Origin of the sequence: Stutzerimonas kirkiae, from assembly GCF_004327335.1 — a bacterium.
GTDB lineage: Bacteria > Pseudomonadota > Gammaproteobacteria > Pseudomonadales > Pseudomonadaceae > Stutzerimonas > Stutzerimonas kirkiae.
The window spans coordinates 49,526-70,482 of sequence record NZ_QJUO01000005.1 but is presented as its reverse complement, the minus strand read 5'-3'; the positions used below and the strand labels follow the sequence as shown (position 1 = coordinate 70,482).

Annotated in this window: 17 protein-coding genes; 6 read left to right on the top strand and 11 right to left on the bottom strand. The window is 66.0% G+C overall.

Translation table 11 applies throughout. From position 1 onward, the window contains the following. Window positions 1-52 precede the first annotated feature (52 nt). The 3 genes from DNJ95_RS04865 to DNJ95_RS04855 form a co-directional block, all read right to left on the bottom strand. Window positions 53-733, bottom strand: coding sequence for a response regulator transcription factor (locus DNJ95_RS04865; protein WP_131183601.1), 681 nt, complete (start codon window positions 731-733; stop codon window positions 53-55). 3 nt (window positions 734-736) lie between these two features. Then, a complete protein-coding gene (locus DNJ95_RS04860) occupies window positions 737-1,096 on the bottom strand; it encodes a hypothetical protein (RefSeq protein WP_131183600.1) in 360 nt (119 codons plus the stop codon). A gap of 204 nt (window positions 1,097-1,300) precedes the next feature. Further along, entirely contained in the window at window positions 1,301-1,600 is a 300-nt protein-coding gene (locus tag DNJ95_RS04855) for a YciI family protein (protein WP_131183599.1), read from the bottom strand. Between the two features lie 318 nt (window positions 1,601-1,918). Here DNJ95_RS04855 and DNJ95_RS04850 point away from each other — a divergent pair, with 318 nt between their 5' ends. The 4 genes from DNJ95_RS04850 to scpB all read left to right on the top strand — a co-directional run bounded on the left by DNJ95_RS04850 (window position 1,919) and on the right by scpB (window position 5,090). Next, window positions 1,919-2,767 (top strand): PHP domain-containing protein, encoded by an 849-nt coding sequence (locus DNJ95_RS04850; RefSeq protein ID WP_131183598.1) that lies wholly within the window; start codon window positions 1,919-1,921, stop codon window positions 2,765-2,767. Window positions 2,768-2,874: 107 nt separating this feature from the next. Beyond that, the gene (locus DNJ95_RS04845; protein ID WP_131183597.1) at window positions 2,875-3,498 is read left to right on the top strand and encodes an L-threonylcarbamoyladenylate synthase; all 624 of its coding nucleotides are present in this window, start codon (window positions 2,875-2,877) and stop codon (window positions 3,496-3,498) included. A 45-nt stretch (window positions 3,499-3,543) separates the two neighbouring features. Further along, complete coding sequence (locus tag DNJ95_RS04840; RefSeq protein ID WP_131183596.1) at window positions 3,544-4,371, top strand: segregation and condensation protein A; 828 nt, start codon at window positions 3,544-3,546, stop codon at window positions 4,369-4,371. Further along, entirely contained in the window at window positions 4,368-5,090 is a 723-nt protein-coding gene (scpB, locus tag DNJ95_RS04835; RefSeq protein ID WP_131183595.1) for an SMC-Scp complex subunit ScpB, read from the top strand. Before DNJ95_RS04840 ends, scpB begins: the two co-directional genes overlap by 4 nt. A 622-nt stretch (window positions 5,091-5,712) precedes the next feature. Here the strand turns inward: scpB and dxs are convergent. The 3 genes from dxs to ubiM form a co-directional block, all read right to left on the bottom strand. Beyond that, window positions 5,713-7,611: a 1-deoxy-D-xylulose-5-phosphate synthase gene (gene dxs / locus DNJ95_RS04830; RefSeq protein ID WP_131183594.1), complete on the bottom strand. Its 1,899-nt coding sequence runs from the start codon at window positions 7,609-7,611 to the stop codon at window positions 5,713-5,715. A 248-nt stretch (window positions 7,612-7,859) separates the two neighbouring features. After that, window positions 7,860-8,333, bottom strand: coding sequence for a DUF2780 domain-containing protein (locus DNJ95_RS04825; protein WP_131183593.1), 474 nt, complete (start codon window positions 8,331-8,333; stop codon window positions 7,860-7,862). Window positions 8,334-8,439: 106 nt separating this feature from the next. After that, window positions 8,440-9,618, bottom strand: coding sequence for a 5-demethoxyubiquinol-8 5-hydroxylase UbiM (ubiM, locus tag DNJ95_RS04820; protein ID WP_131183592.1), 1,179 nt, complete (start codon window positions 9,616-9,618; stop codon window positions 8,440-8,442). A gap of 483 nt (window positions 9,619-10,101) precedes the next feature. On the opposite strand from ubiM, the gene DNJ95_RS04815 reads away from it, so the two are divergent. Next, window positions 10,102-11,907, top strand: a complete 1,806-nt coding sequence (locus DNJ95_RS04815) for a phenylacyl-CoA dehydrogenase (protein ID WP_131183591.1) — start codon at window positions 10,102-10,104, stop codon at window positions 11,905-11,907. Window positions 11,908-12,612: 705 nt separating this feature from the next. Next, complete coding sequence (locus tag DNJ95_RS04810) at window positions 12,613-13,902, top strand: GGDEF domain-containing protein (protein ID WP_242671911.1); 1,290 nt, start codon at window positions 12,613-12,615, stop codon at window positions 13,900-13,902. A gap of 52 nt (window positions 13,903-13,954) precedes the next feature. Here the strand turns inward: DNJ95_RS04810 and nirD are convergent, their stop codons facing one another. The 5 genes from nirD to DNJ95_RS04785 form a co-directional block, all read right to left on the bottom strand. Beyond that, entirely contained in the window at window positions 13,955-14,338 is a 384-nt protein-coding gene (nirD, locus tag DNJ95_RS04805; protein ID WP_131183589.1) for a nitrite reductase small subunit NirD, read from the bottom strand. Beyond that, window positions 14,335-16,902, bottom strand: coding sequence for a nitrite reductase large subunit NirB (nirB, locus tag DNJ95_RS04800; RefSeq protein WP_131183588.1), 2,568 nt, complete (start codon window positions 16,900-16,902; stop codon window positions 14,335-14,337). Before nirB ends, nirD begins: the two co-directional genes overlap by 4 nt. A 266-nt stretch (window positions 16,903-17,168) precedes the next feature. Continuing rightward, on the bottom strand, window positions 17,169-18,413 hold the full coding sequence (locus tag DNJ95_RS04795; protein WP_131183587.1) for a nitrate regulatory protein: 1,245 nt from the start codon (window positions 18,411-18,413) through the stop codon (window positions 17,169-17,171). 15 nt (window positions 18,414-18,428) lie between these two features. Continuing rightward, window positions 18,429-19,175, bottom strand: a complete 747-nt coding sequence (gene cobA, locus DNJ95_RS04790) for a uroporphyrinogen-III C-methyltransferase (protein WP_131183586.1) — start codon at window positions 19,173-19,175, stop codon at window positions 18,429-18,431. A 16-nt stretch (window positions 19,176-19,191) separates the two neighbouring features. Next, window positions 19,192-20,922 (bottom strand): bifunctional protein-serine/threonine kinase/phosphatase, encoded by a 1,731-nt coding sequence (locus tag DNJ95_RS04785; RefSeq protein WP_131183585.1) that lies wholly within the window; start codon window positions 20,920-20,922, stop codon window positions 19,192-19,194. Window positions 20,923-20,957: the final 35 nt, after the last annotated feature.

The following is a 20,957-nucleotide window of genomic DNA, read 5'->3' as shown; positions in this document are numbered from 1 at the left end:
GGCGGGTGGTGTTTTCATTCGGCTGTGCTTTTATCCTGTGCTGCCGTCCCTGCTATTCCGGCGAATAGAGGTAACCCCGGCTGCGCAGCGCGATGATGCGTGGGCGTCCGTCAGGGTGGGGGCCGAGCTTGCGGCGCAGGTTGCTGACATGCATGTCCAGGCTGCGGTCATAGAGCGTCAGCTTGCGGCCCAGGGCCAGTTGCGCCAGCGCTTGCTTGTCCAGCGGCTCGCCCGGTTGGGCGATCAGGGCTTCGAGGATGCGGCCCTCCGACAGCGTCAGGCTGATTTCGTGGCCGCCGACGCTGGCCACGCCTCGCGCCGGGCTGTAGCACAGGTCGCCCTGTTCCAGTTGGCTCGGCGTGCTGGGCGGCAGGCTGCGCCGTAGCACGGCGCGCAAGCGGGCGGTCAGTTCGCGCGGGTCGCAGGGCTTGGACAGGTAGTCGTCGGCACCCAGCTCCAGGCCCAGGATGCGATCCAGGGGTTCGCCGCGGCCCGACAGCATCAGCACCGGCAGTTCCGGGTGGTCGTTTCGCAACTGCTTGAGCAGTTCCAGGCCGCTGCCGTCGGGGAGCATCACATCGAGTATCACAGCGGCCGGTTGCTGCTGCGCGAGCGCGGCACGGGCGCTCTGGCCATCATGGCAGGCCTGGACGTTGTAGCCTTCCTGGGTCAGCCAGCGGGCCAGCAGCTCGCATAGCTCCTGGTCATCGTCGATCAGTAGCAGTTCGCTCATGGGTCAGTTCAGCCATTGGCTACGGCGACGACCGCGCGCGACCAGTACGCCGAACATGAAGGCCAGTGCGCCGACGCCGCCGCCGATGGCGAACCACTGCTGTTGTTCGGTCAGCTTGGGGAACAGGCTCTGTTCCTCCTGCTGTTGCAGCAATTGCCTGAGTTGCTGGTTTTCCTGCTGCAGTTTGGCCAACTGGCTCTTGGCGCTTTGCGCTTCTATGGTGGCCAGCCGCGCATTCAGTTCCGCGGAGGGCTCTAGGGCAGGCTCCACGGCGTTGGCGTTGGCGTTGGCGGGCGTTTCCTCGGCATGCAGCATTGGCGCGAATGACAGGAGAAGCACTAGGAACAGCGAACCTTTACGCATCGGAACTCCTGAAGGCGGTAGGCTTGGAATGATGTCTCAGAACCTGTGCAAAGTCTCGCGGGCCAGAGCCATGCAAGGCGCTACGTTAACGACAGACTGCGAGCGATCGGAACAGCGAAGAGGCGCAGTCTACAAGTAGTGAATGAACATGACTCGTTACGCTCGCCCCTTGGGAACGACGCGCGGCAGACTTTGAACAGGTTCTCAGGGAAATACTCGCTTGAATGGTTTTACCTGGACACTGGCGTAGACGCCGGCGCTGGCATAGGGGTCGGCCTTCGCCCAGTCTTCCGCTGCCTGCTGGGATTCGAATTGGGCGACCACCAGGCTGCCACTGAAGCCGGCTTCGCCCGGGTCTTCGCTGTCGATGGCCGGATGGGGGCCGGCCAGGACCAGGCGGCCCTCGTCCAGCAGGGCCTGGAGCCGTTCGAGATGCGCCGGGCGGGTGGCCTTGCGACTGGGCAGCGAGCCGGGCGCGTCGGTTGCGATGATGGCGTAGAGCATGGTCATTCCTTGTCGTCGATGGGGTGCCAGGCCCCTGGTGCATGTAATGTGTCGCCTGGCGACTGGCTGGCAGCGCAGGGAACGCCACGTGACAAAAGTTTCACGATGCAAGCCAGAAGTGTCACATGGCCTGCATAATAGCAAACCGCGCTTCGATCGGAATGCCATTGGCGCGTTCCGTCATTTCCACCGCCCCGGCACTGGGTGCCGACGCATCGAGGGCACGAGCCCGGTGCGACGTGGTCAATTGCACGGATCGGGCCGCGTGCCCGGGATCGAGCATGCATGGGGCATCGCAGCCCCGGAGATTTCCTGAGAATGACTGTAGACCTGCATTGCCACAGCACGGCTTCCGATGGTGTGCTGGCTCCCGCGTTGCTGGTGCGGCGTGCCCATGAACGGGGGGTGGAGCTGCTGGCGCTGACCGACCACGATACCCTGGAAGGCCTGGACGAAGCGCGGGCAACGGCTACTGCGCTGGAGATGCGCCTGGTGAACGGCATCGAGCTGTCGTGCCTGTGGTCGGGCGCCACCATCCATGTGTTGGGCTATGACTTTTCCCCGCAGGCGCCGGCCTTGTGCGAGGCCATCGCGGCCCTGCATGAAGGGCGCTGGCGGCGGGCCGAACTGATCGCCCAGCGCCTGCAGGCCAAGGGCATGCCGGGCGCACTGGAGGGCGCGCGGGCGGTGCAGATGGAGCTGGGGGACAGTGGCAATGCGCCCGCCCGCCCGCATTTCGCGGAGTTCCTGGTGCGCGCCGGGCATGTGCGCGATCGTGCCGAGGCGTTCCGCAAATGGCTGGGCTCCGGCAAGCTGGGGGATGTCAAGCAGCACTGGCCGAGCCTCGAGCAGACCGTGGCGACGCTGCGCCAGGCCGGTGCCTGGGTGAGCCTGGCACACCCCTGGCAATATGACCTGACACGCAGCAAACGGCGTAGACTGGTCGTCGATTTCGTCCAGGCCGGCGGCCATGCGCTGGAAGTGGTCAATGGGCTGCAACCCCACGAGCAGGTGGGCGGGCTGTCGATCCTGGCCCGCGAGTTCGGCCTGATGGCCAGTGTCGGCAGTGATTTCCATGCGCCGGGCGAGTGGTCCGAGCTGGGCTTGTACCGTGAGCTGCCGGCCGGATTGACGCCACTCTGGGAGCGTTTCGGGCATGGGCGGTGAGCGGGGCCGCGCTTTTATCGAAGCACCTTGCCCGCGAATGACGGCATGGCGCGATCGCTCTGGCAGTGGGATAGGGATGGTGGGCAGATGAGGTATAGGAAAGCAGCATGAGTCAGTTCTTTCAGATTCACCCGGAAAACCCGCAGGCGCGGCTGATCCGGCAGGCGGTGGAGATCATCCGGGATGGCGGGGTGGTGGTGTACCCCACCGATTCTTCCTACGCCCTCGGCTGTGCCATTGGCAACAAGAGTGGTATCGAGCGGATTCGCCGCCTGCGCCAGCTCGACGACAAGCACAACTTCACCTTGGCCTGCCAGGATTTGTCGCAACTGGGCTCCTTCGCCAAGGTGGACACCAAAGCCTTCCGTTTGCTCAAGACCCTGCTGCCGGGGCCTTACACCCTGATTCTCTCGGCCACCCGCGAAGTCCCGCGCATGCTGCTGCATCCCAAGCGGCGCACCATCGGCCTGCGTGTACCGGCCCTGCCGATCGCCCAGGCGCTGCTGGCCGAGCTGGGCGAGCCGCTGATGAGCGTCAGCCTGATCATGCCGGGCGAGACGCTGCCGATGAGCGACCCGTATGAGATGCGCGATACGCTGGAGCATCATGTCGACCTGATCATCGATGGCGGTTATGGCGGTATCGAAGCGTCCACGGTGATCAGCCTGGTCGATGACCAGCCGCAGGTGGTGCGCGTCGGTTGCGGCGACCCGGCTCCCTTCATGGCATGACGGCACATCATTCGTGGGGGCGCTAGTTCGTGAGGGCGAAAGCCGGTGACTGAAAGCGATATCGCCCAGCCGGAGCAATTGCGCCTGGCTCTGGTCTATGGCGAAGCCCTCGAGCAACTGCCGCAGGACCTGTATATCCCGCCGGATGCGCTGGAGGTGTTTCTCGACGCCTTCGAGGGACCGCTCGACCTGTTGCTCTACCTGATCCGCAAGCAGAATATCGACATTCTCGATATTCCGGTGGCGGAGATCACCCGCCAGTACATGGGCTATGTCGAACTGATGAAATCGGCGCGCCTGGAACTGGCCGCCGAATACCTGGTGATGGCCGCGCTACTGGCGGAAATCAAGTCGCGCATGTTGCTGCCGCGCTCGACCGAGAGCGAGGAGGAAGAGCACGATCCGCGCGCCGAGCTGATTCGCCGCCTGCAGGAGTACGAGCGCTTCAAGGCGGCCGCCGCGGGCATCGACGAGTTGCCGCGGCTCGGTCGCGATCTTCATCTGCCACGCCTGGAGGCGCCCCACGTACGGGTGCGCAAGCTGTTGCCGGAGGTCGCGCTGGAGGAGTTGCTGCTGTCGATGGCGGAGGTGTTGCGGCGCGCCGATATGTTCGAAAGCCACCAGATCACCCGTGAGACGCTTTCCACCCGCGAACGCATGAGCGAAGTGCTGGAGCGTCTCAAGGGCGGTGGTTTCGTCGCCTTCGCCAGCCTGTTCACTGTGGAGGAGGGGCGGCTGGGGGTGGTGGTGACTTTCATGGCGGTGCTCGAGCTGATCAAGGAGTCGCTGGTCGAACTGGTGCAGAACGAGCCTTTTGCGGCGATCCACGTCAGAATCCGTGTGGATGAAGAAACCGAGGTGCAGCCGCTGTGAACCTGTCCGACCCCAAAGACCTGGCCTCGCTGCTCGAGGCCTTCCTGCTGACGGCGGGCAAGCCGCTGTCGCTGGAGCGCCTGGGCGAACTGTTCGACGAGGCCGAGCGGCCCGCGCCGGCATTGCTGAAGAAGGCGCTGGAGGTGCTGGGGCGTTCGTGCAAGGGGCGCGCCTTCGAGCTCAAGGAGGTGGCCAGTGGTTACCGTCTGCAAGTCTGCGAGCGCTTTTCGCCGTGGGTCGGGCGGCTCTGGGAGGAGCGTCCGCAGCGCTATTCCCGCGCCCTGCTGGAAACACTGGCGCTGATCGCCTACCGGCAGCCCATCACCCGTGGCGAGATCGAGGATGTGCGTGGGGTGGCGGTCAACAGCCAGATCATCAAGACCCTGCAGGAGCGCGAGTGGATTCGCGTGGTCGGCCATCGCGAGGTACCTGGCCGCCCGGCGATGTTCGCCACCACCAAGGCTTTCCTCGATCATTTCAACCTGAAGAACCTTGACCAACTGCCGCCGCTCGCGGTGCTGCGCGAGATGGAGCCGGAGCCCTTGCCGGTACTGGAACAGGACGCGGCGCTGGTCACCGAGGCAACGGAGCAGGCGCAGGTGCCGGAGGCGGCGGAGAAAACCAGCTTCCGCAGCCTGCTGGCCGAACTGGACGATATGGAGCAGGGCCTCAAGACCGACTTCGACGACCTGCGCGAGGAAGAGTCCGGCGAGGCTTGAAAGCCTCTTCCTCTCCCCGACCTTCTTCCGCAAGGGGCTAATGCATAGATATACGTCTTGTCCTGGCATCCGCACTGCCACTTTCAGCGGTGCCTGTGGGATAAGGGCGGGTGGGCCAACGACCGTGGCACCTGGACTCCCATTTGCATGCACGTTCAAGGTGTTCGATAGCGCTTTCAGCTCGGTGGGCAGCTCATTCCCAGCTTGCGGGCGATGCGGTGTACCCCTTTCCGCGTCCGACTGTCGCCCTCTCCCCTCGCGGGAGAGGGCCGGCCAGGCAGTCCGGGCCATCGCAACAGCACCCTGGCGGGCGCTACCCGTTCTCTATCCAAAGCGCCCGGGGCCATATGCTTGACCCACCCAGCAGCGGAATCTTCCTCCAAGTCGCATAAACAGGTTGAAAGGCCTGGCTCTAACAGGCATGCCTTTCAATGTCTCTGTCCCGCCGCTTTCTCGTAGCCTGGGTTGAGCGTAGTGATACCCAGGGCATGCACTCGATGGGTATCGCTGTGCTCAACCCATCCTACAAATTCGCTCAGGATTCGAGCGAACACTTGCTTCCACGGCATGAGTAATGAAGGAACCCGCATCTTTTAGCCAAAGACGTTGAAAGGCCTGCCGCTCAGAGCCCCAGCAGTTCCAGCCTGGTCCTGATCGAAGCGGCGATGCCCTGGTGGTCGAGGCCGCACTCGGCGAGCATTTGTGCCGGCTTGGCATGTTCGACGTATTGATCGGGCAGGCCCAGGTGCAGCAATGGCCTGGTTATGCCTTCGGCGCTGAGGAACTCGCCGACCGCGCTGCCGGCGCCGCCCATGATGCTGTTCTCTTCGATGGTCACCAGCAACTGGTGGCTGTCGGCGGTCTGGCGCAGCAGGGTCGCGTCCAGCGGCTTGACGAAGCGCATGTCGATCACCGTGGCATCGGATTCTTCCGCCGCCCGCAGGGCTTCGCCAAGCTGAACGCCGAATACCAGCAGGGCCACGCGGCCATCGCCCTGGCGCCGGACCACGCCCTTGCCGATCGGCAGCGGCTCCAGCCCCGCCTCGATCGCCGCATTGGGGCCGCTGCCACGTGGGTAGCGCACCGCCGCCGGGCCATCGAACAGATAGCCGGTGGTGAGCATGCGGCGCAGCTCGTTCTCGTCGCTGGGGGTCATCACCAGCATGCCGGGGATGCAACGCAGGTAGGACAGGTCGAAACTGCCGGCGTGGGTCGGGCCGTCTTCGCCGACCAGGCCGGCCCGGTCGATGGCGAACAGCACGTCGAGGTTCTGCACCGCCACGTCATGGATCAACTGGTCGTAGGCGCGCTGCAGGAAGGTCGAGTAGATCGCCACCACCGGCTTGGTGCCTTCGCAGGCCATGCCGGCGGCGAGGGTGACCGCGTGCTGCTCGGCGATGGCGACATCGAAATAGCGTTCCGGAAAGCGCTCGCTGAAGGCCACCAGGTCGGAGCCTTCCTTCATCGCCGGGGTGATGCCGGCCAGGCGCGGGTCGGCCTCGGCCATGTCGCACAGCCACTGGCCGAATATGTTGGAGTAGCGTGGGCCGGCAGGCGCCTGGGCGATCTTCGGCGCGTCCAGCGGCTCCAGCTTGCTGATCGCGTGCCAGGTGATGGGATCGGCCTCGGCGGGCGCGAAGCCCTTGCCCTTCTTGGTCACCACATGCAGGAACTGCGGGCCGGACAAATCGCGCATATTGCGCAGGGTGGCGATCAGGGTCGGCAGGTCATGGCCGTCGATGGGGCCGATATAGTTCCAGCCGAGTTCCTCGAACAGCGTGCCGGGTACCAGCATGCCCTTGGCGTATTCCTCGGTGCGGCGGGCGATTTCCCAGGCGCCGGGCAGGCGCGACAGCACCTTCTTGCTGCCTTCGCGCATGCTGCTGTAGGTGCGGCTGGAGAGGATGCGCGCCAGGTAGTTGGACATGCCGCCGACGTTGTGCGAGATCGACATGTCATTGTCGTTGAGCACCACCAGCATGTCGGCGTTCACTTCCGGCGCATGATTGAGCGCTTCGAAGGCCATGCCGGCGGTCAGGGCGCCGTCGCCGATCACCGCCACCGACTTGCGCCGGTTGCCTTGCAGGCGATTGGCGATGGCCATGCCCAGCGCCGCGCCGATGCTGGTGCTGGAGTGGCCGACGCCGAAGGTGTCGTACTCGCTTTCGCTACGCCGCGGGAAGGCGGCCAGGCCATCCTTCTGGCGCAGGCTGGCCATGCGCTCACGGCGGCCGGTGAGAATCTTGTGTGGATAGGCCTGGTGGCCGACATCCCAGACCAGGCGGTCGTCCGGGGTATCGAAGACGTAGTGCAGGGCTATGGTCAGTTCGATGACGCCGAGCCCTGCGCCGAAATGCCCACCGGTCTGCCCGACGGCGAACAACAGCTCCTGGCGCAACTCATCGGCCAGGCTTTGCAGATCGGCCTCGCCCAGCAGGCGCAGTTGTTCGGGCATGACCGCGCGATCGAGCACGGGAGTATCCGGGCGGACCCGAGGGATCTCATGGAACGTCTTGGGCATCAGGCGAATCGTTTTATTGGAAAAAAGAGCGGCAGTTTACCTTAAAGCGTAAACAAGCTCTAAGCGCAGGTGGTCGCAGAACGGGGCGAGCGCGCCATGTGTCGCGAAGCGTCGAAAAGAGCGCTGGAGGCCGAACGAAAGAACCGGGCAGCCCGTGTTTTTCGTCCAGCTTCTCCCGGCGATGGCGCAGCGCTTGCCGGCGCACACGGCGCACCCTGCGACGGCTTCAGGCCGCTCCTGGCCGTGGGCTACTTGAGCAGCCCGCCCAGCAGGCCGCCGAGACCTGCGGCGGAACCGTTGCCGGACAGTTGCGACAGGGCCGGTACGGCCTGCAGCAGCTTCTCCAGCAGGGCCGGGTCGATATGCTGGCGCAACTGTTCCAGCAGCGCAGGCACGAAGCGGCCCAGGGTGTCGGCATTCAGGCCGGTGCGTGCCAGCTCGCCCAGGGCGCCGGCGATGCCGCCTTGCGCGGTGTCACCGGCCAGGCCACCGAGCAGGCCGCCCACGGAACCGAACAGGCCACCGCTGGCGGATGGTGCGGCCTCGACATTACCGGCCCTGGCGATCCACTCGCCAACCTGTGGCAGGGCTGCGAGCAATTGCTGGAAGTCCCCGCTGGGGGCCTGTTCCCGTACCAGTTTGAAGATGCTTCCCGCGGCGCTTTCAGCCTGCTGCGGCTGGATGTCGAGCTGGCTGGCCAGTTGTTCGATGATGGCATTCATGGCGGTCTGTCTTCTTCAGCGCTGAAAAGCCCGAGCCTATGGGCATCGTGGGCTCCGTGCAAGAGCCCGTGTGCGCTTCTGGTCGAACGGCGAAAGACCCTGGCGCTCAGACATGCTCGGGTTGCGTCAGGTGGCGGGCGATCGCCCAGCGCAATGGCCGCATGCCCTGGGCCAGGCGCAGCCCGGCATTGCGCAGTAGTTTCACCGGGGCGCGGTCGTTGGTATACAGGTCGACCAGCAGGTTGGTGGCCTGGTAGAGCGGCCAACTGGCCAGGCGCTGGGCCCGGGCGTAACGCTGCAGGACGGCATCCGCGCCGATATCGTGGCCCTGCCGGCGGGCCTGGATAATGGTATCCGCCAGGCGCCGCTGGCTCTGCAGGCCGAAATTGAAACCGTGGGCGGTGACCGGGTGCATGCCGACCGCGGCGTCGCCGACCAGGGCGGCGCGGGTGCCGGCCAGGCGGTCGGCGAACACCCCCACCAGGGGGTAGGCATGGCGGCTGCTGACCAGTTGCATATTGCCCAGGCGCTGGCCGATACGGCGTTGCATTTCGTCGGCGAAAGCCCTTTCGTCCATTTCCTGCAGGCGGGCGATTTCGTTCTGCGGCAGGGTCAGCACGGTGGACGACTGGTTGCCGTTGAGCGGCAGCAGGGCAAGTGTCTGGCCGTAGCCGAACCATTCCCAGGCAACCTGCTCGTGGGGCTTTTCATGGCTCATGCGGCAGACCAGCATGCTCTTGCCGAAGTCTTTCATGCGTGCGCCGATACCCAGCATGCGCCGGGTTTCCGAGAAACGGCTGTCCGCGGCCACCAGCAGGCGCGTGCGCAGTTTGCGGCCATCCGCCAGTTCCAGGTCGACGCCACGCTCATCCCGCCTCAGGCCGACCAGGGCGCTGTCGGAGAGGATGCGTACGTCGGCGCATTCGCTGGCGACCGCGTAGGCCGCGCGGCGGATCGCCTGGTTCGGCAGCAGGTGGCCGAGGCGCTCGCTGCCGGCCTGGCTGGCTTCTATGCGCAGGGCGAACAGCGAAGGGCCGTTGTGTACCTGGGCGTCGCGCAGGATGGCGATGTCATCCTGTTCGAAGCGCTGCCACAGGCCGAGGCGCCGCAATTCATGGTGCGAGGCATGGCTGAGGGCGATCTCGCGACCGTCGAATGCCGGGGCGGCGAGGCTTTCCTCGCTCTGGCGCTCGACCAGCACGATATCCAGGCCCTGCCCGGACAGCGCGCGAGCGAGGCACAGGCCGGCCGGTCCGGCACCGATGATGGCGATATCCACGTTCATGCGCTGCGACTCCTCTGGCATCGGGAAACGGTTGTGGCGCCGCAGTGTAGGCACTGTGCGCCCGGGTGACATTGCGCGGGATCATAGTGTGCCCGATATCGTTCAGGCAAAGGCGCTGGGGTCGCAGCCAGGCTATTCGGGGCATGGCGGGGCGTTTCGATAAAGGCGCTGGAGGCTGGAGCGCTGGACGAAAAACACCGAGCGTCCCGCTCTTTCGTCCAGCCTCCGGCTTTCCAGCACTCTTTTCGACTCTTTATCGGGGCGGCGAGTAAGTATTTATCCGGGCGGTAACTTGACATCGGCCAGGCCCAAACGTAAGTTTCAAACAACTGTTTGATGCCGGTTGTGATCGCCCATGCCATGGGTGGATACAGCGACGGCTGAACCGGGTGCCATACTGGCCCTCGGATCGCAGACAGCTTCTTACAAGAATGTGACCGGCCCACCTGTCACCTGAACCAGGAACTCACCGAGGTTTACGCTATGCCAGACTACAAGGCCCCCTTGCGCGATATCCGCTTCGTCCGTGATGAACTGCTTGGCTATGACGCGCATTACCAGAGTCTGCCCGGTTGCGAGGAAGCGACCTCGGACATGGTCGATGCGATCCTCGAAGAGGGTGCGAAGTTCTGTGAGCAGGTGATCGGCCCGCTGAACCGGGTCGGCGATACCGAGGGTTGCAACTGGAGCGAGTCCGGCGTGACGACCCCGAGCGGTTTCAAGGAAGCCTACCAGCAGTTCGTCGAAGGCGGCTGGCCAAGCCTGGCGCACGATGTCGAGCATGGCGGGCAGGGCCTGCCGGAATCCCTGGGGATCGCCATCAGCGAGATGATCGGCGGCGCCAACTGGTCCTGGGGCATGTACCCGGGCCTGTCCCATGGCGCGATGAACACCCTGCATGCCCACGGCACGCCGGAGCAGCAGGCCACCTACCTGAGCAAACTGGTCTCCGGCGAGTGGACCGGCACCATGTGCCTGACCGAGGCGCACTGCGGCACCGACCTCGGCCTGCTGCGCACCAGGGCCGAACCCCAGGCCGATGGCAGCTACAGCATCAGCGGCAGCAAGATCTTCATTTCCGCTGGCGAGCACGACCTGGCCGACAATATCGTGCATATCGTGCTGGCGCGCCTGCCGGATGCGCCGCAAGGCACCAAGGGCATCTCGCTGTTCATCGTGCCGAAATTCCTGCCCGACGCGGCCGGTGGCATCGGCGAGCGCAACGGCGTGTCCTGCGGCTCGCTGGAGCACAAGATGGGCATCCACGGCAACGCCACCTGCGTGATGAACTTCGACGGTGCCAAGGGCTTTCTGATCGGCCCGCCGAACAAGGGCCTGAACTGCATGTTCACCTTTATGAACACCGCCCGCCTGGGCACCGCGCTGCAAGGGCTGGCGCACGCCGAGGTGGCGTTCCAGGGGGCGATCCGCTATGCCCGCGAGCGCTTGCAGATGCGTGCACTCAGTGGTCCGAAGGCACCGGAGAAAGCCGCCGACCCGATCATCGTGCATCCGGACGTGCGCCGTATGCTGCTGACCATCAAGGCCTTCGCCGAGGGCAACCGGGCGATGCTCTACTACGCGGCCAAGCAGGTGGACATCAGCCAGCGCAGCGAGGATGAAGAGGCGCGCAAGGCCGCCGACGGCATGCTGGCCTTCCTCACGCCGATCGCCAAGGCGTTCATGACCGAGGTCGGTTTCGAGGCGGCCAACCATGGCGTGCAGGTCTATGGCGGGCACGGTTTCATCGCCGAGTGGGGCATGGAGCAGAACGTGCGCGACAGCCGTATCTCCATGCTCTACGAGGGCACCACCGGCGTGCAGGCGCTGGACCTGCTCGGGCGCAAGGTGCTGATGACCCAGGGCGAAGCGCTCAAGGGCTTCACCAAGGTGGTGCACAAGTTCTGCCAGGCGAATGCCGGCGACGAAGCCATCAAACACCTCGTCGAGCCATTGGCGCAACTGAACAAGGAATGGGGCGAGATCACCCTGAAGATCGGCATGGCGGCGATGAAGAATCGCGAGGAAGTCGGCGCCGCCTCGGTGGACTACCTGATGTATTCCGGCTATGCCTGCCTGGCCTATTTCTGGGCCGACATGGCGCGCCTGGCGGCCGGGAAACTGGCGGCCGGCACCTCGGAAGAAGGTTTCTACAAGGCCAAGCTGCAGACTGCGCGCTTCTACTACGAGCGCATCCTGCCGCGCACCCGCAGCCATGTCGCCGCCATGCTGTCCGGTGCCGACAACCTGCTGGCGCTGGAGGAGGAGCACTTCTCCCTCGGCTATTAGGGCTGCAGCCCAGGCGTTTCAACGTCTTTGCCAGAGCGAATAGTGGGGAGACGCGGCTGCATGTCTCCCTCTCCGCCAAGCCCATACCGTATGCACACATCTTCGCCCCTCTGGATCGGCGTTCCTGTGCGAACGCCAGGTGGCGGGACGGGGCACGCGTGGATACATCCCTGTAGCTCTTCGCCGCCATCCCGCCACCTGGCATCCGCACAGCCACTTTCGACGGCGCCTGAAAGAGCAAGAGCGGGTGAGCCTGCGACCGTGGCACCTGGGTTCCGGCCTGCGCGGGAGCGATGAGGCGGGCTTTTTCTCGCAGTCGCCTCGCTATTCGCTGGCCAGGTTCGCGAGCCCGGGAGCGCCAGGACAAGACATAGATGTGTGCATACGTTAGCCCGCAAGGGTAGAAGGGAGTCGTAGTGCGCCACAGCCGGGCCATAGGCTTGACCCTGCCAGCAGAGGAATCTCCCTCCAAGTCGCATAAACCGGTTGAAAGGCCTGGCGCTGAAGGCTGGACGAGAAGGGGAACGCCGCATTTCGTCCAGCCCCGAGCCACCGGCGCTGTTCTCGGCTTGTTAGGCTTTCGACGCCGCTATCCCGGCTGCGCACGGCGCACCCGAGGGTATGCAGATCCGGCGGCACTGTGTTTTGATTGCACGGAAAAGGCACAATGCTATCTTCTCGTCTCTGCCGATCGGGAGCCTTACCTTGTCGCGTCTGCCCACTGTGAGCTTCTGGCATTTCCTGCCACCGCTGTTATTGCTCGGTGGTGGTTTGCTGGTTTGTGCATTGTCGGGCCTGAATGCGTTCTTCGGTTCCCTGTTCGACGTCCTGCCGACCCTGTTGCTGCTGCTGGGGGGCGCCTTCTGCCTGGTATACGGGCGCCAGCGCGAGTTGCTCCTGCTGCTGATCCTGTACCTGCTGTATTTCGTGCTCGACGAGCAACTCGACTATTTTCGCGAACAGGGCCACGTGCGCGCCGATGCCGCCCTGGTCTTCCACCTGAGCTGCCTGTTGCTGCCGTTGCTCTACGGGTTGTTCGCGCTGTGGCGCGAGCGAACCCACCTGGCCCAGGACCTGGTCGCCCGCTTTGCCGTGCTGTTCGCCGTGGGTATCGTCGCCATGGCGCTGGCCCGGCGTTATCCGCAGGAGCTGGAACGATGGCTGTCGCTGGTGCGCTGGCCGGGCCTGTACGCCGACTGGATGACGCTGATGCAACTGGCCTACCCCGCGTTCCTGATCGCCGGGATGGCGCTGCTGGCACAGTACCTGCGGGTGCCGCGTCCGCTGCATGCCGCGCAATGCGTCGGGCTGGTCGGGCTGTTCTGGATGCTGCCCAATACCTTTATCCAGCCGAATGCGCTGCAGGTGATATCCAGCCTGAGCATGCTGATGATTATCGTCGGGGTGGCGCACGAGGCCTACCAGATGGCCTTCCGCGACGAACTCACCGGCCTGCCCGGGCGCCGTGCGCTGAACGAGCGCCTGCAGCGCCTGGGGCGCAATTATGTGATCGCCATGGCGGATGTCGATCACTTCAAGAAATTCAACGACAGCCATGGCCATGATGTCGGCGACCAGGTGTTGCGCCTGGTCGCCGGCCAGTTGCGCAAGGTCGGCGGGGGCGGCAAGGCCTATCGCTACGGTGGCGAGGAGTTCACCCTGGTTTTCACCGGCAAGACCCTCGAACAGTGCCTGCCTTATCTCGAGGCAGTGCGCCAGGCGCTGGAGCAGTACCCGATCCAGTTGCGCAACCGGGCACAGCGCCCGGGCGATGACCGGCAGGGCCGGCAGATGCGCGCCGGAACCTGCGCCAGCAGCGTTTCGGTGACGATGAGCATGGGCGTGGCGGAGTGTACCGATGTCCGGCTCACCCCCGAGGAGGTGATCAAGGCCGCCGACAAGGCGCTCTACAGCGCCAAGAGCGCCGGGCGCAACTGCATCCGCAGCCACGGCCAGCGCCGTGGTGCGATGCGGGTATCGCCGCAGGTTTCCTGACGCGGTCGTCGAGCCTTCATGCCCCAGGCGATACGTTGCGGCAGCCCGCTGCCTATGCCGGCTTTTCATCGCCGCGGCTGGCGATTTCCACGGTTGCCTCGCGCAGGCGTGCCGGCCAGACCTTCAGGCGCTGCTCCGGGTATTCCAGGCAACCGCCATCGCTCAGGCGGAAGTGCTGCTTGTACAGTGGCGAGGCGATCACCAGTTCTCCCGCGAGCTGGCCGAGCAGCCCGCGGCCAATCACATTGGCGGCGGATTTCGGGTCGCGGTTGCCGACGGCGAATACCTGCTGCTCGGTTTCCGGCAGGTAGAACAGGGCTATCTGCTCGTCGCCCAGGCGTACCACCACACCGGAGTTGGCGACCAGGTCGGTCTGGCGGCAGACCGGCTGCCAGGCGAGCGCATTGCCGCTATGGAGGGTTTCGCTGCTGCTCATGCCGGGTTCTCCTCGGTGTTGGCGAGCGCTCCGAGTTCTTCGTCGCGGGCTGGGCGGCGCTGGCCGCGTTCGCGCACGAAGCGGATCTCCGGGTCGCCGCCCTGCTGGTTGACGAAGGTGCGGAAGCGCTTGAGTTTTTCCGTGTCCTGCAGCGCGTTGGCCCATTCGCACTGGTAGCGATCGACCACCCGTTGCATCTGCGCCTCCAGTTCGGCGGCCAGGTCCAGGCTGTCGTTCAGGATCACCGCCTTCAGGTAGTCCAGCCCGCCTTCCAGGGATTCGCGCCAGACCGAGGTGCGCTGCAGTTTGTCGGCGGTGCGGATGTAGAACATCAGCAGGCGGTCGATGGTGCGCACCAGGCTTTCGTCGCTCAGGTCGGTGGCGAACAGTTCGGCGTGGCGCGGGCGCATGCCGCCGTTGCCGCAGACGTAGAGGTTCCAGCCGTTCTCGGTGGCGATCACGCCGATGTCCTTGCTCTGCGCCTCGGCGCATTCGCGGGTGCAGCCGCTGACCGCGAACTTGATCTTGTGCGGGCTGCGCAGGCCCTTGTAGCGGTTCTCCAGGCGCAGCGCCATGGCCACGCTGTCCTGTACGCCGTAGCGGCACCAGGTGCTGCCGACGCAGGACTTCACCGTGCGCAGCGACTTGCCGTAGGCGTGGCCGGTCTCGAAGCCGGCGGCGATCAGTTCGCTCCAGATCTCCGGCAGTTCGTGCAACTGGGCGCCGAACAGGTCGATACGCTGGCCGCCGGTGATCTTGGTGTAGAGGTCGTATTTCTTCGCCACGGCGCCGATGGCGATCAGCCCGTCCGGGGTGATCTCGCCGCCGGGGATGCGCGGCACCACCGAGTAGGTGCCGTTCTTCTGCATGTTGGCCATGAAGGTATCGTTGGTGTCCTGCAACGGGATCAGCGCCGGCTCGGTGATCGGCCGGTTCCAGCAGGAAGCGAGGATCGAGCCCACCGCCGGCTTGCAGATGTCGCAACCGATCCGGCCCTTGCCGTGGCGGGCCAGCAGTTCCTCGAAGCGCTCGATGCCTTCGACGCTGACGAAGTGGAACAGCTCCTGGCGCGTATGGGCGAAGTGCTCGCACAGGCTCTTGTCCACGGCGATGCCACGGACGCTCAGTTCGTGCTCGACCACCTGCTTGAGCAGCGCCGCGCAGCCGCCGCAGCCGCTGCCAGCCCTGGTGCAGGCCTTGACTGCGGCGACATCCGTGCAACCGCCGTCGATGGCCGCGCAGACCGCGCCCTTGCTGACGTTATGGCAGGAGCAGAGGGTGGCGCTGTCCGGCAGCGCATCGACACCGAGCGCCGGGGCGCCGCCGCCGGCGGGCATGATCAGGCTGGCCGGGTCCTCCGGCGGCTCGATGCCGTTCTGCGCGTATTGCAGCAGGGTATCGTAGTAGCTGTTGTCGCCGACCAGCACCGCGCCGAGCACGCGCTTGCCATCGGCGGCCACCACCAGCCGGCGATAGCTGGCCGTGGCTTCGTCGATATAGCGATAGCTGCGGGCGCCGGGCTGGGCGGCGTGGGCATCGCCGATGGAGCCGACATCGACGCCGAGCAGCTTGAGCCTGGTCGACATGTCCGCGCCGCGGAAGGGCGCGGACATGTCGACCAGGCCACAGAGCTGGGCGGCGACGCTGCGTGCCATCTGGTAGCCGGGCGCCACCAGGCCGAACACGCTGTCGTTCCAGGCGGCGCATTCGCCGATGGCATGGATGGCGGGATCGCTGGTCAGGCACAGGTCGTCGACGGCCACCCCGCCACATTCCCCGAGTTTCAGGCCACAGGCGCGGGCCAGGGCATCCTGCGGGCGAATGCCGGCGGAAAATACGATGAGGTCGGTTTCCAGGAACTCCCCCGCGGCGAAATTCATGCGGTAGCGGTACTCGCTGCCCGCGGTGATGGATTGGGTCGCCCTGGACAGGTGCACGCCGACACCGAGTTCCTGTATGCGCTGCTTCAAGGCCGCGCCGCCGAATTCGTCGAGCTGTACCGGCATCAGGCGCGGCGCGAACTCCACCACATGGGCTTGCAGGCCGATGGATTTCAGGGCGTTGGCCGCCTCCAGGCCGAGCAGACCGCCGCCGACCACCACGCCACGGCGCTTGCCCCGGGCGGCGGCGCGGATGCCGTCGAGGTCGTCGAGGGTGCGGTAGAGCAGCCGCGCCTCGCCCTCGGCACCGGCGATGGGCGGTACGAAGGGGTAGGAGCCGGTGGCCAGCACCAGCCGCTGGTAAGCAAAGGCTCCCCGGGTAGTGATCACTTCGCGGCGCACGCGGTCGATCTCCAGCACCGGCGTGCCTAGGTGCAGGGTCAGGCCGGGTTGCCGATAGAGCGCGGCATCGCTCATGGCCAGGGCTTCACTGTCACTGCCATTGAAATATTCGGACAGGTGCACGCGGTCGTAGGCGCGTTGCGGTTCTTCGCCGAAGACCAGGATGCGGTATTGTCCGAGGGCGCCGTTGGCGATCAACTGTTCGATGCAGTGGTGACCGACCATTCCGTTGCCGACGACGATCAGGGTCGGCAGGTCGTTGGAGCGAGTGGCTGGGTTCATGGGCAATCTCCCCGTTCAGGGCCTGATCAGGTTTTCGGTGGCGCAAAAAAAAGCGCCCCGGACCTTGCGGTCCCGGGCGCCATTGCCTGTGTATCTCTAAGTGTGGAAGCCGCTGTCGAGCGGCGACGAAGGGTATCAAGCAGGAGCCGTGCCAACTGCGCCGTCGAATCCCTCCCCCCGTAGCGGCGGCTCTGGCCGCGAATGGGGCTGCTCCGGGTACGCAGGTTTCGCGGCCAGGGTTGCTCCTGGTTGGGGCGCTTGCCTGTTTATGGTGCGGCCTGCTCCTGCGCCAGTAGGCGCTCGGCCACGTCGATCAGGCGCAGGCCCTGGTTCATCGCCGCCCGCTGCATCCGCTCATGGGCGGTCTGCTCGTCCAGTCGGTACTGGCTCATCAGCAGGCGCTTGGCCTGTTCGATGCGCTTGCGTTCGGCCAGGGTGCTGCGGGCGGCCTTGAGTTCATCGCCGAGGCGTTGCAGGTGCCGGGATTGTTCCTGCAGCAGGTCGAGCAGCGAGTGCTGCAGCGGGTCGTCCGCCGCGGCCTCACCGAGGGTGCGACCCTGTACGCTGAACAGCAGCGGTTGTTGGTGGTCCGCCTGCCTGGCCAGTTGGCGCAGCAGGGCGCGGTGGTTGTCCAGCTCCATGCTGGCGCTGTCCAGGCGTTGCCGGCAGAGCTGCCTGAGCGCCTCGGCGAGCAGGCCCTCGACCTCGTGCATGGCGTCGATACGTTCGCTGCACAGTTCGAACCAGAGCTCCGCCAGGCCGGCATCCAGCGGCTGCTCGGCCGAGGTGCGCAGGGCCAGTTCGCGCAGGCGTTGCACCTGCCCGGAGCTGCCCTCTATCCGTTGCCAGCGTTGCAGGGCGTCGCTGTCGGCGTACTGCACGAAGATCTCGCTGCAGCGCTGCTGGCCGGCACGCAGGTGGTTCATCCGCTCCTGGCGCGGCGCATCGAAAAAACCGAGGGAAAAGCCCATCACGCCACAGGCGCGTTCCTGCCCGGCCAGTTCCTTGGCCTGCATGAAGTTGAACATGGCCACCAGGGCGCGGGTCAGTTGCGGGTCGATGGCGGTGTCGGCGGCTTCGAATACCACCGCCAGCAGGCTGGCGATCAAGCGGGTGAAGCTGTCGCTGGCTTCTTCTACGCCCATGTGCAGGTCGCGGATGTGCCGCCGCAGCGCCGGCAGGTCGTCGAGACCGTGCAGCAGGTACGCCAGGCGATGGTAGAGGCGGGCGCGCTCGGCGCCCTCGACATCGAGCCGGTCGAGGTCGTCGCGCACCTGGCGTTCCCAGCCGCGGGCCTCGTCGCTGTACTGCTCGAGTGTCGCCAGCAGGCGCGGCTGCGGCTGGCCGAGGTAGATATTGGAGAAACCGCGCTCGCGCTGCAGGGCATGCACCAGGTTGCTCAGCAGGCTGACCAGCGTGCAGGTCTGCGCCAGGGTCTCCAGCCCCTGCTGTTCGCAGCGGCGAGCGGCGAGCATGAAGCGCAGGGTCGCGGGCAGGTGTCGGTCGTGCATGCGGGTGCTCCGGGTTCAGTTGGCGGCCAGCCGCGCCGCTGTTCGCTGTGTGCCACAGTATGCGGCCACCGCGCCGATGATGAGAATGGCCGGGCTGCGCAGGGCGAAGCCGCGGGCATCTTCGTTCATGCGCCCCAGGCTGCTGAGATGGGCACGCTGTTCCGGCAGCGAGGCGCGCTCGACCATCGCCACCGGGGTGTCCGCCGCCAGCCCGCCGGCCAGCAACCGGCTGCGTGTTTGTTCCAGGGTCGCCACGCCCATGTACAGCACCAGGGTGGTGCCGGATCGTACCAGGGCCGGCCAGTCCGGCTGGCTGCCATCCTCCGTGTGGGCGGTTAGCAGTGTCACGCCACGGGCCAGCCCGCGCAGGGTCAGCGGGATGCCGAACTCACTGGCGGCGGCCAGCCCGGCGGTGATGCCGTTGACGATCCCGCAGGCGATCCCGTGTTGCGCGAGCCAGGCCGCCTCTTCGCCGGCCCGGCCGAAGATGCATGGGTCGCCACCCTTGAGCCGTACGACGCAGCGCCCCTGGCGGGCATAACGCAGCAACAGGCGCTGGATGAAGGCCTGGGGCGTCGAGCGGCAGCCGCCGCGCTTGCCTACACGCAGAATCCGCGCCTGCGGGCAGTGTTCGAGAAGGGCCGGGTTGACCAGGTCGTCCACCAGCACGACATCGGCCCTGGCCAGCACACGTACCGCCTTGAGGGTGATCAGCTCCGGGTCGCCGGGGCCGGCGCCCACCAGCCAGACATGGGGGTTCATGTTTCGCCTCCTCCGTTCAGTTCATGCCGAGGCGGATCAGGCACAGGGCCAGCGCCACCACGGTGGTGCCGAGCAGCAGTGCCAGGCGTTGCCAGAAGCGCAAGCGCTGGGCCAGGCTGGCCGGCTCTGGTATGCGCAGGGTTGCCGCGCTGGGATGGCGCAGTTGGTGGATAAAGCTGGAGAGCGCTTCATGGCGCCGGCGCGGCAGGGGATGCACGGCCTGGCGGATCACCGCGTCCAGCCAGGCGGGAAAGGCGCTCTCGTTCTCCAGCAGCGAGCGGTAGGCCAGCCGGCGCTGTTGCGCGGGGCTGTGGGTGGCGGCCAGGCGGGTGCCATAGGGCAGTTGGCCGCAGAGCAGTTCATAGGCGAGTACGCCCAGGGAGAACTGGTCGGACAGTTCGCTGCCGCCTTCGCCGAGGAAATATTCCGGCGCCGCGTAGGCAGCCGAACCCAGCGGCATCTGGTTGGCGGGCAGGTCACCGGTGCTTTCGGCATGGGCCGCGATATGCACGGCGCCGAAGTCGATGATGCGCACGAAGCCGCTGTCGTCGATCAGGATGTTTTCCGGGCGCAGGTCCTGGTGGAGGATTTCCAGACGATGCAGGGCCTGCAGGCCGCGGGCGATCTGTTCGACGATGGCGATTACCTCGTCCAGCGGCGGGCGCGGGTTCGCCCGCATCCACTGGCGCAGCGTCCTGCCCGGCACGAAGCGGGCGATGGTGTAGAGATGGCTGCGCGGGCGCGTATGGGGTACCGCGCCGAGCAGGTGCGGGTTGTTCAGGCGGCTGGCGACCCACTCTTCGTTCAGCAGGCGTGCCAGCGCCTGACGATCCTCGGCCAGTTCGGCGGAGGGCGCCTTGAGCACCACCTGGCGCCCGCTGGGCAGGTCTTCGGCCTGGTAGACATGGCTGCGACTGCCGCTGTGCAGGCGGGCGAGGATGCGAAAACCATCGAATGCATGGCCAGGCTCCAGCAGCGGTGTCAGTGGCAGGCCGGCGAGGCGTTCGAGCAGTTCATCCGCCCGTGGCGCGGGCAGGGCCTCCAGGCGCAGCAACTGGGCCGTCAGGTTGTCCTGGCTGCCCTGTGCCAGGGCCGTCTCGACCAGTTCGCGGGCGGCGTCCTGCAGGGCTGGCCCGGAGCGCTCGATGATGGCGCGTATCTGGCTGTGCGAGAGGTGTTCGTAGACCCCGTCGGTGGCCAGCAGGAACAGGTCGCCGACTTCCAGCGGCAGGCGGCGGTAGTCGATTTCCACATGCCGCGCGACCCCCAGCGCCCTCGACAGGTAGCTGTGCTCGCTGGTGGTGTGCAGGCGATGGTCTTCGCTCAGTTGTTCCAGCACACCGCCGCTCAGGCGGTAGATGCGTGCGTCACCGATGTGGAACAGGTGCACGCTGGCGGATTTGAGCACCAGCGCGCTGAAGGTGCAGACGTGCCCGTGGTCGCGTGGCCCCTGGCGGCTTTGCGCATACAGCCAGGCGTTGCTGGCGGCCAGTACCCGTTGCGCCGAGCGGCGTACCGACCAACTGGGCGGCGTGCTGTAGTAGTCGGCCAGGAAGGCCTGCACGGCGACCGTGCTGGCGATATGGCTGACCGCGCTGCTGCTGATGCCATCGGCGATCGCCAGCGCCGCGCCCTTGTCCTGCAACAGGCTGCCGCTGGGCAGGCAGAGGCCGTGGGCGTCCTGATTGACGGCCTTGTGGCCGGCGCTGGAGTACTGGCCATAAGTGATCCGCAGGCAACTGCTCATAGGTGTGCTCCGTCGGGCCCTGGCAACCTGCGCGG

Excerpts from the sequence above, each read along its gene's own strand:
- ubiM (WP_131183592.1), bottom strand. The coding sequence starts at position 9,618 with ATGAACGTGGATATCGCCATCATCGGTGCCGGACCGGCCGGCCTGTGC.
- DNJ95_RS04865 (WP_131183601.1), bottom strand. The coding sequence starts at position 733 with ATGAGCGAACTGCTACTGATCGACGATGACCAGGAGCTATGCGAGCTG.
- DNJ95_RS04855 (WP_131183599.1), bottom strand. The coding sequence starts at position 1,600 with ATGCTCTACGCCATCATCGCAACCGACGCGCCCGGCTCGCTGCCCAGT.
- DNJ95_RS04845 (WP_131183597.1), top strand. The coding sequence starts at position 2,875 with ATGAGTCAGTTCTTTCAGATTCACCCGGAAAACCCGCAGGCGCGGCTG.
- DNJ95_RS04795 (WP_131183587.1), bottom strand. The coding sequence starts at position 18,413 with ATGCACGACCGACACCTGCCCGCGACCCTGCGCTTCATGCTCGCCGCT.
- DNJ95_RS04850 (WP_131183598.1), top strand. The coding sequence starts at position 1,919 with ATGACTGTAGACCTGCATTGCCACAGCACGGCTTCCGATGGTGTGCTG.
- DNJ95_RS04825 (WP_131183593.1), bottom strand. The coding sequence starts at position 8,333 with ATGAATGCCATCATCGAACAACTGGCCAGCCAGCTCGACATCCAGCCG.
- DNJ95_RS04785 (WP_131183585.1), bottom strand. The coding sequence starts at position 20,922 with ATGAGCAGTTGCCTGCGGATCACTTATGGCCAGTACTCCAGCGCCGGC.
- DNJ95_RS04860 (WP_131183600.1), bottom strand. The coding sequence starts at position 1,096 with ATGCGTAAAGGTTCGCTGTTCCTAGTGCTTCTCCTGTCATTCGCGCCA.
- nirD (WP_131183589.1), bottom strand. The coding sequence starts at position 14,338 with ATGAGCAGCAGCGAAACCCTCCATAGCGGCAATGCGCTCGCCTGGCAG.
- DNJ95_RS04815 (WP_131183591.1), top strand. The coding sequence starts at position 10,102 with ATGCCAGACTACAAGGCCCCCTTGCGCGATATCCGCTTCGTCCGTGAT.
- nirB (WP_131183588.1), bottom strand. The coding sequence starts at position 16,902 with ATGAACCCAGCCACTCGCTCCAACGACCTGCCGACCCTGATCGTCGTC.
- dxs (WP_131183594.1), bottom strand. The coding sequence starts at position 7,611 with ATGCCCAAGACGTTCCATGAGATCCCTCGGGTCCGCCCGGATACTCCC.
- cobA (WP_131183586.1), bottom strand. The coding sequence starts at position 19,175 with ATGAACCCCCATGTCTGGCTGGTGGGCGCCGGCCCCGGCGACCCGGAG.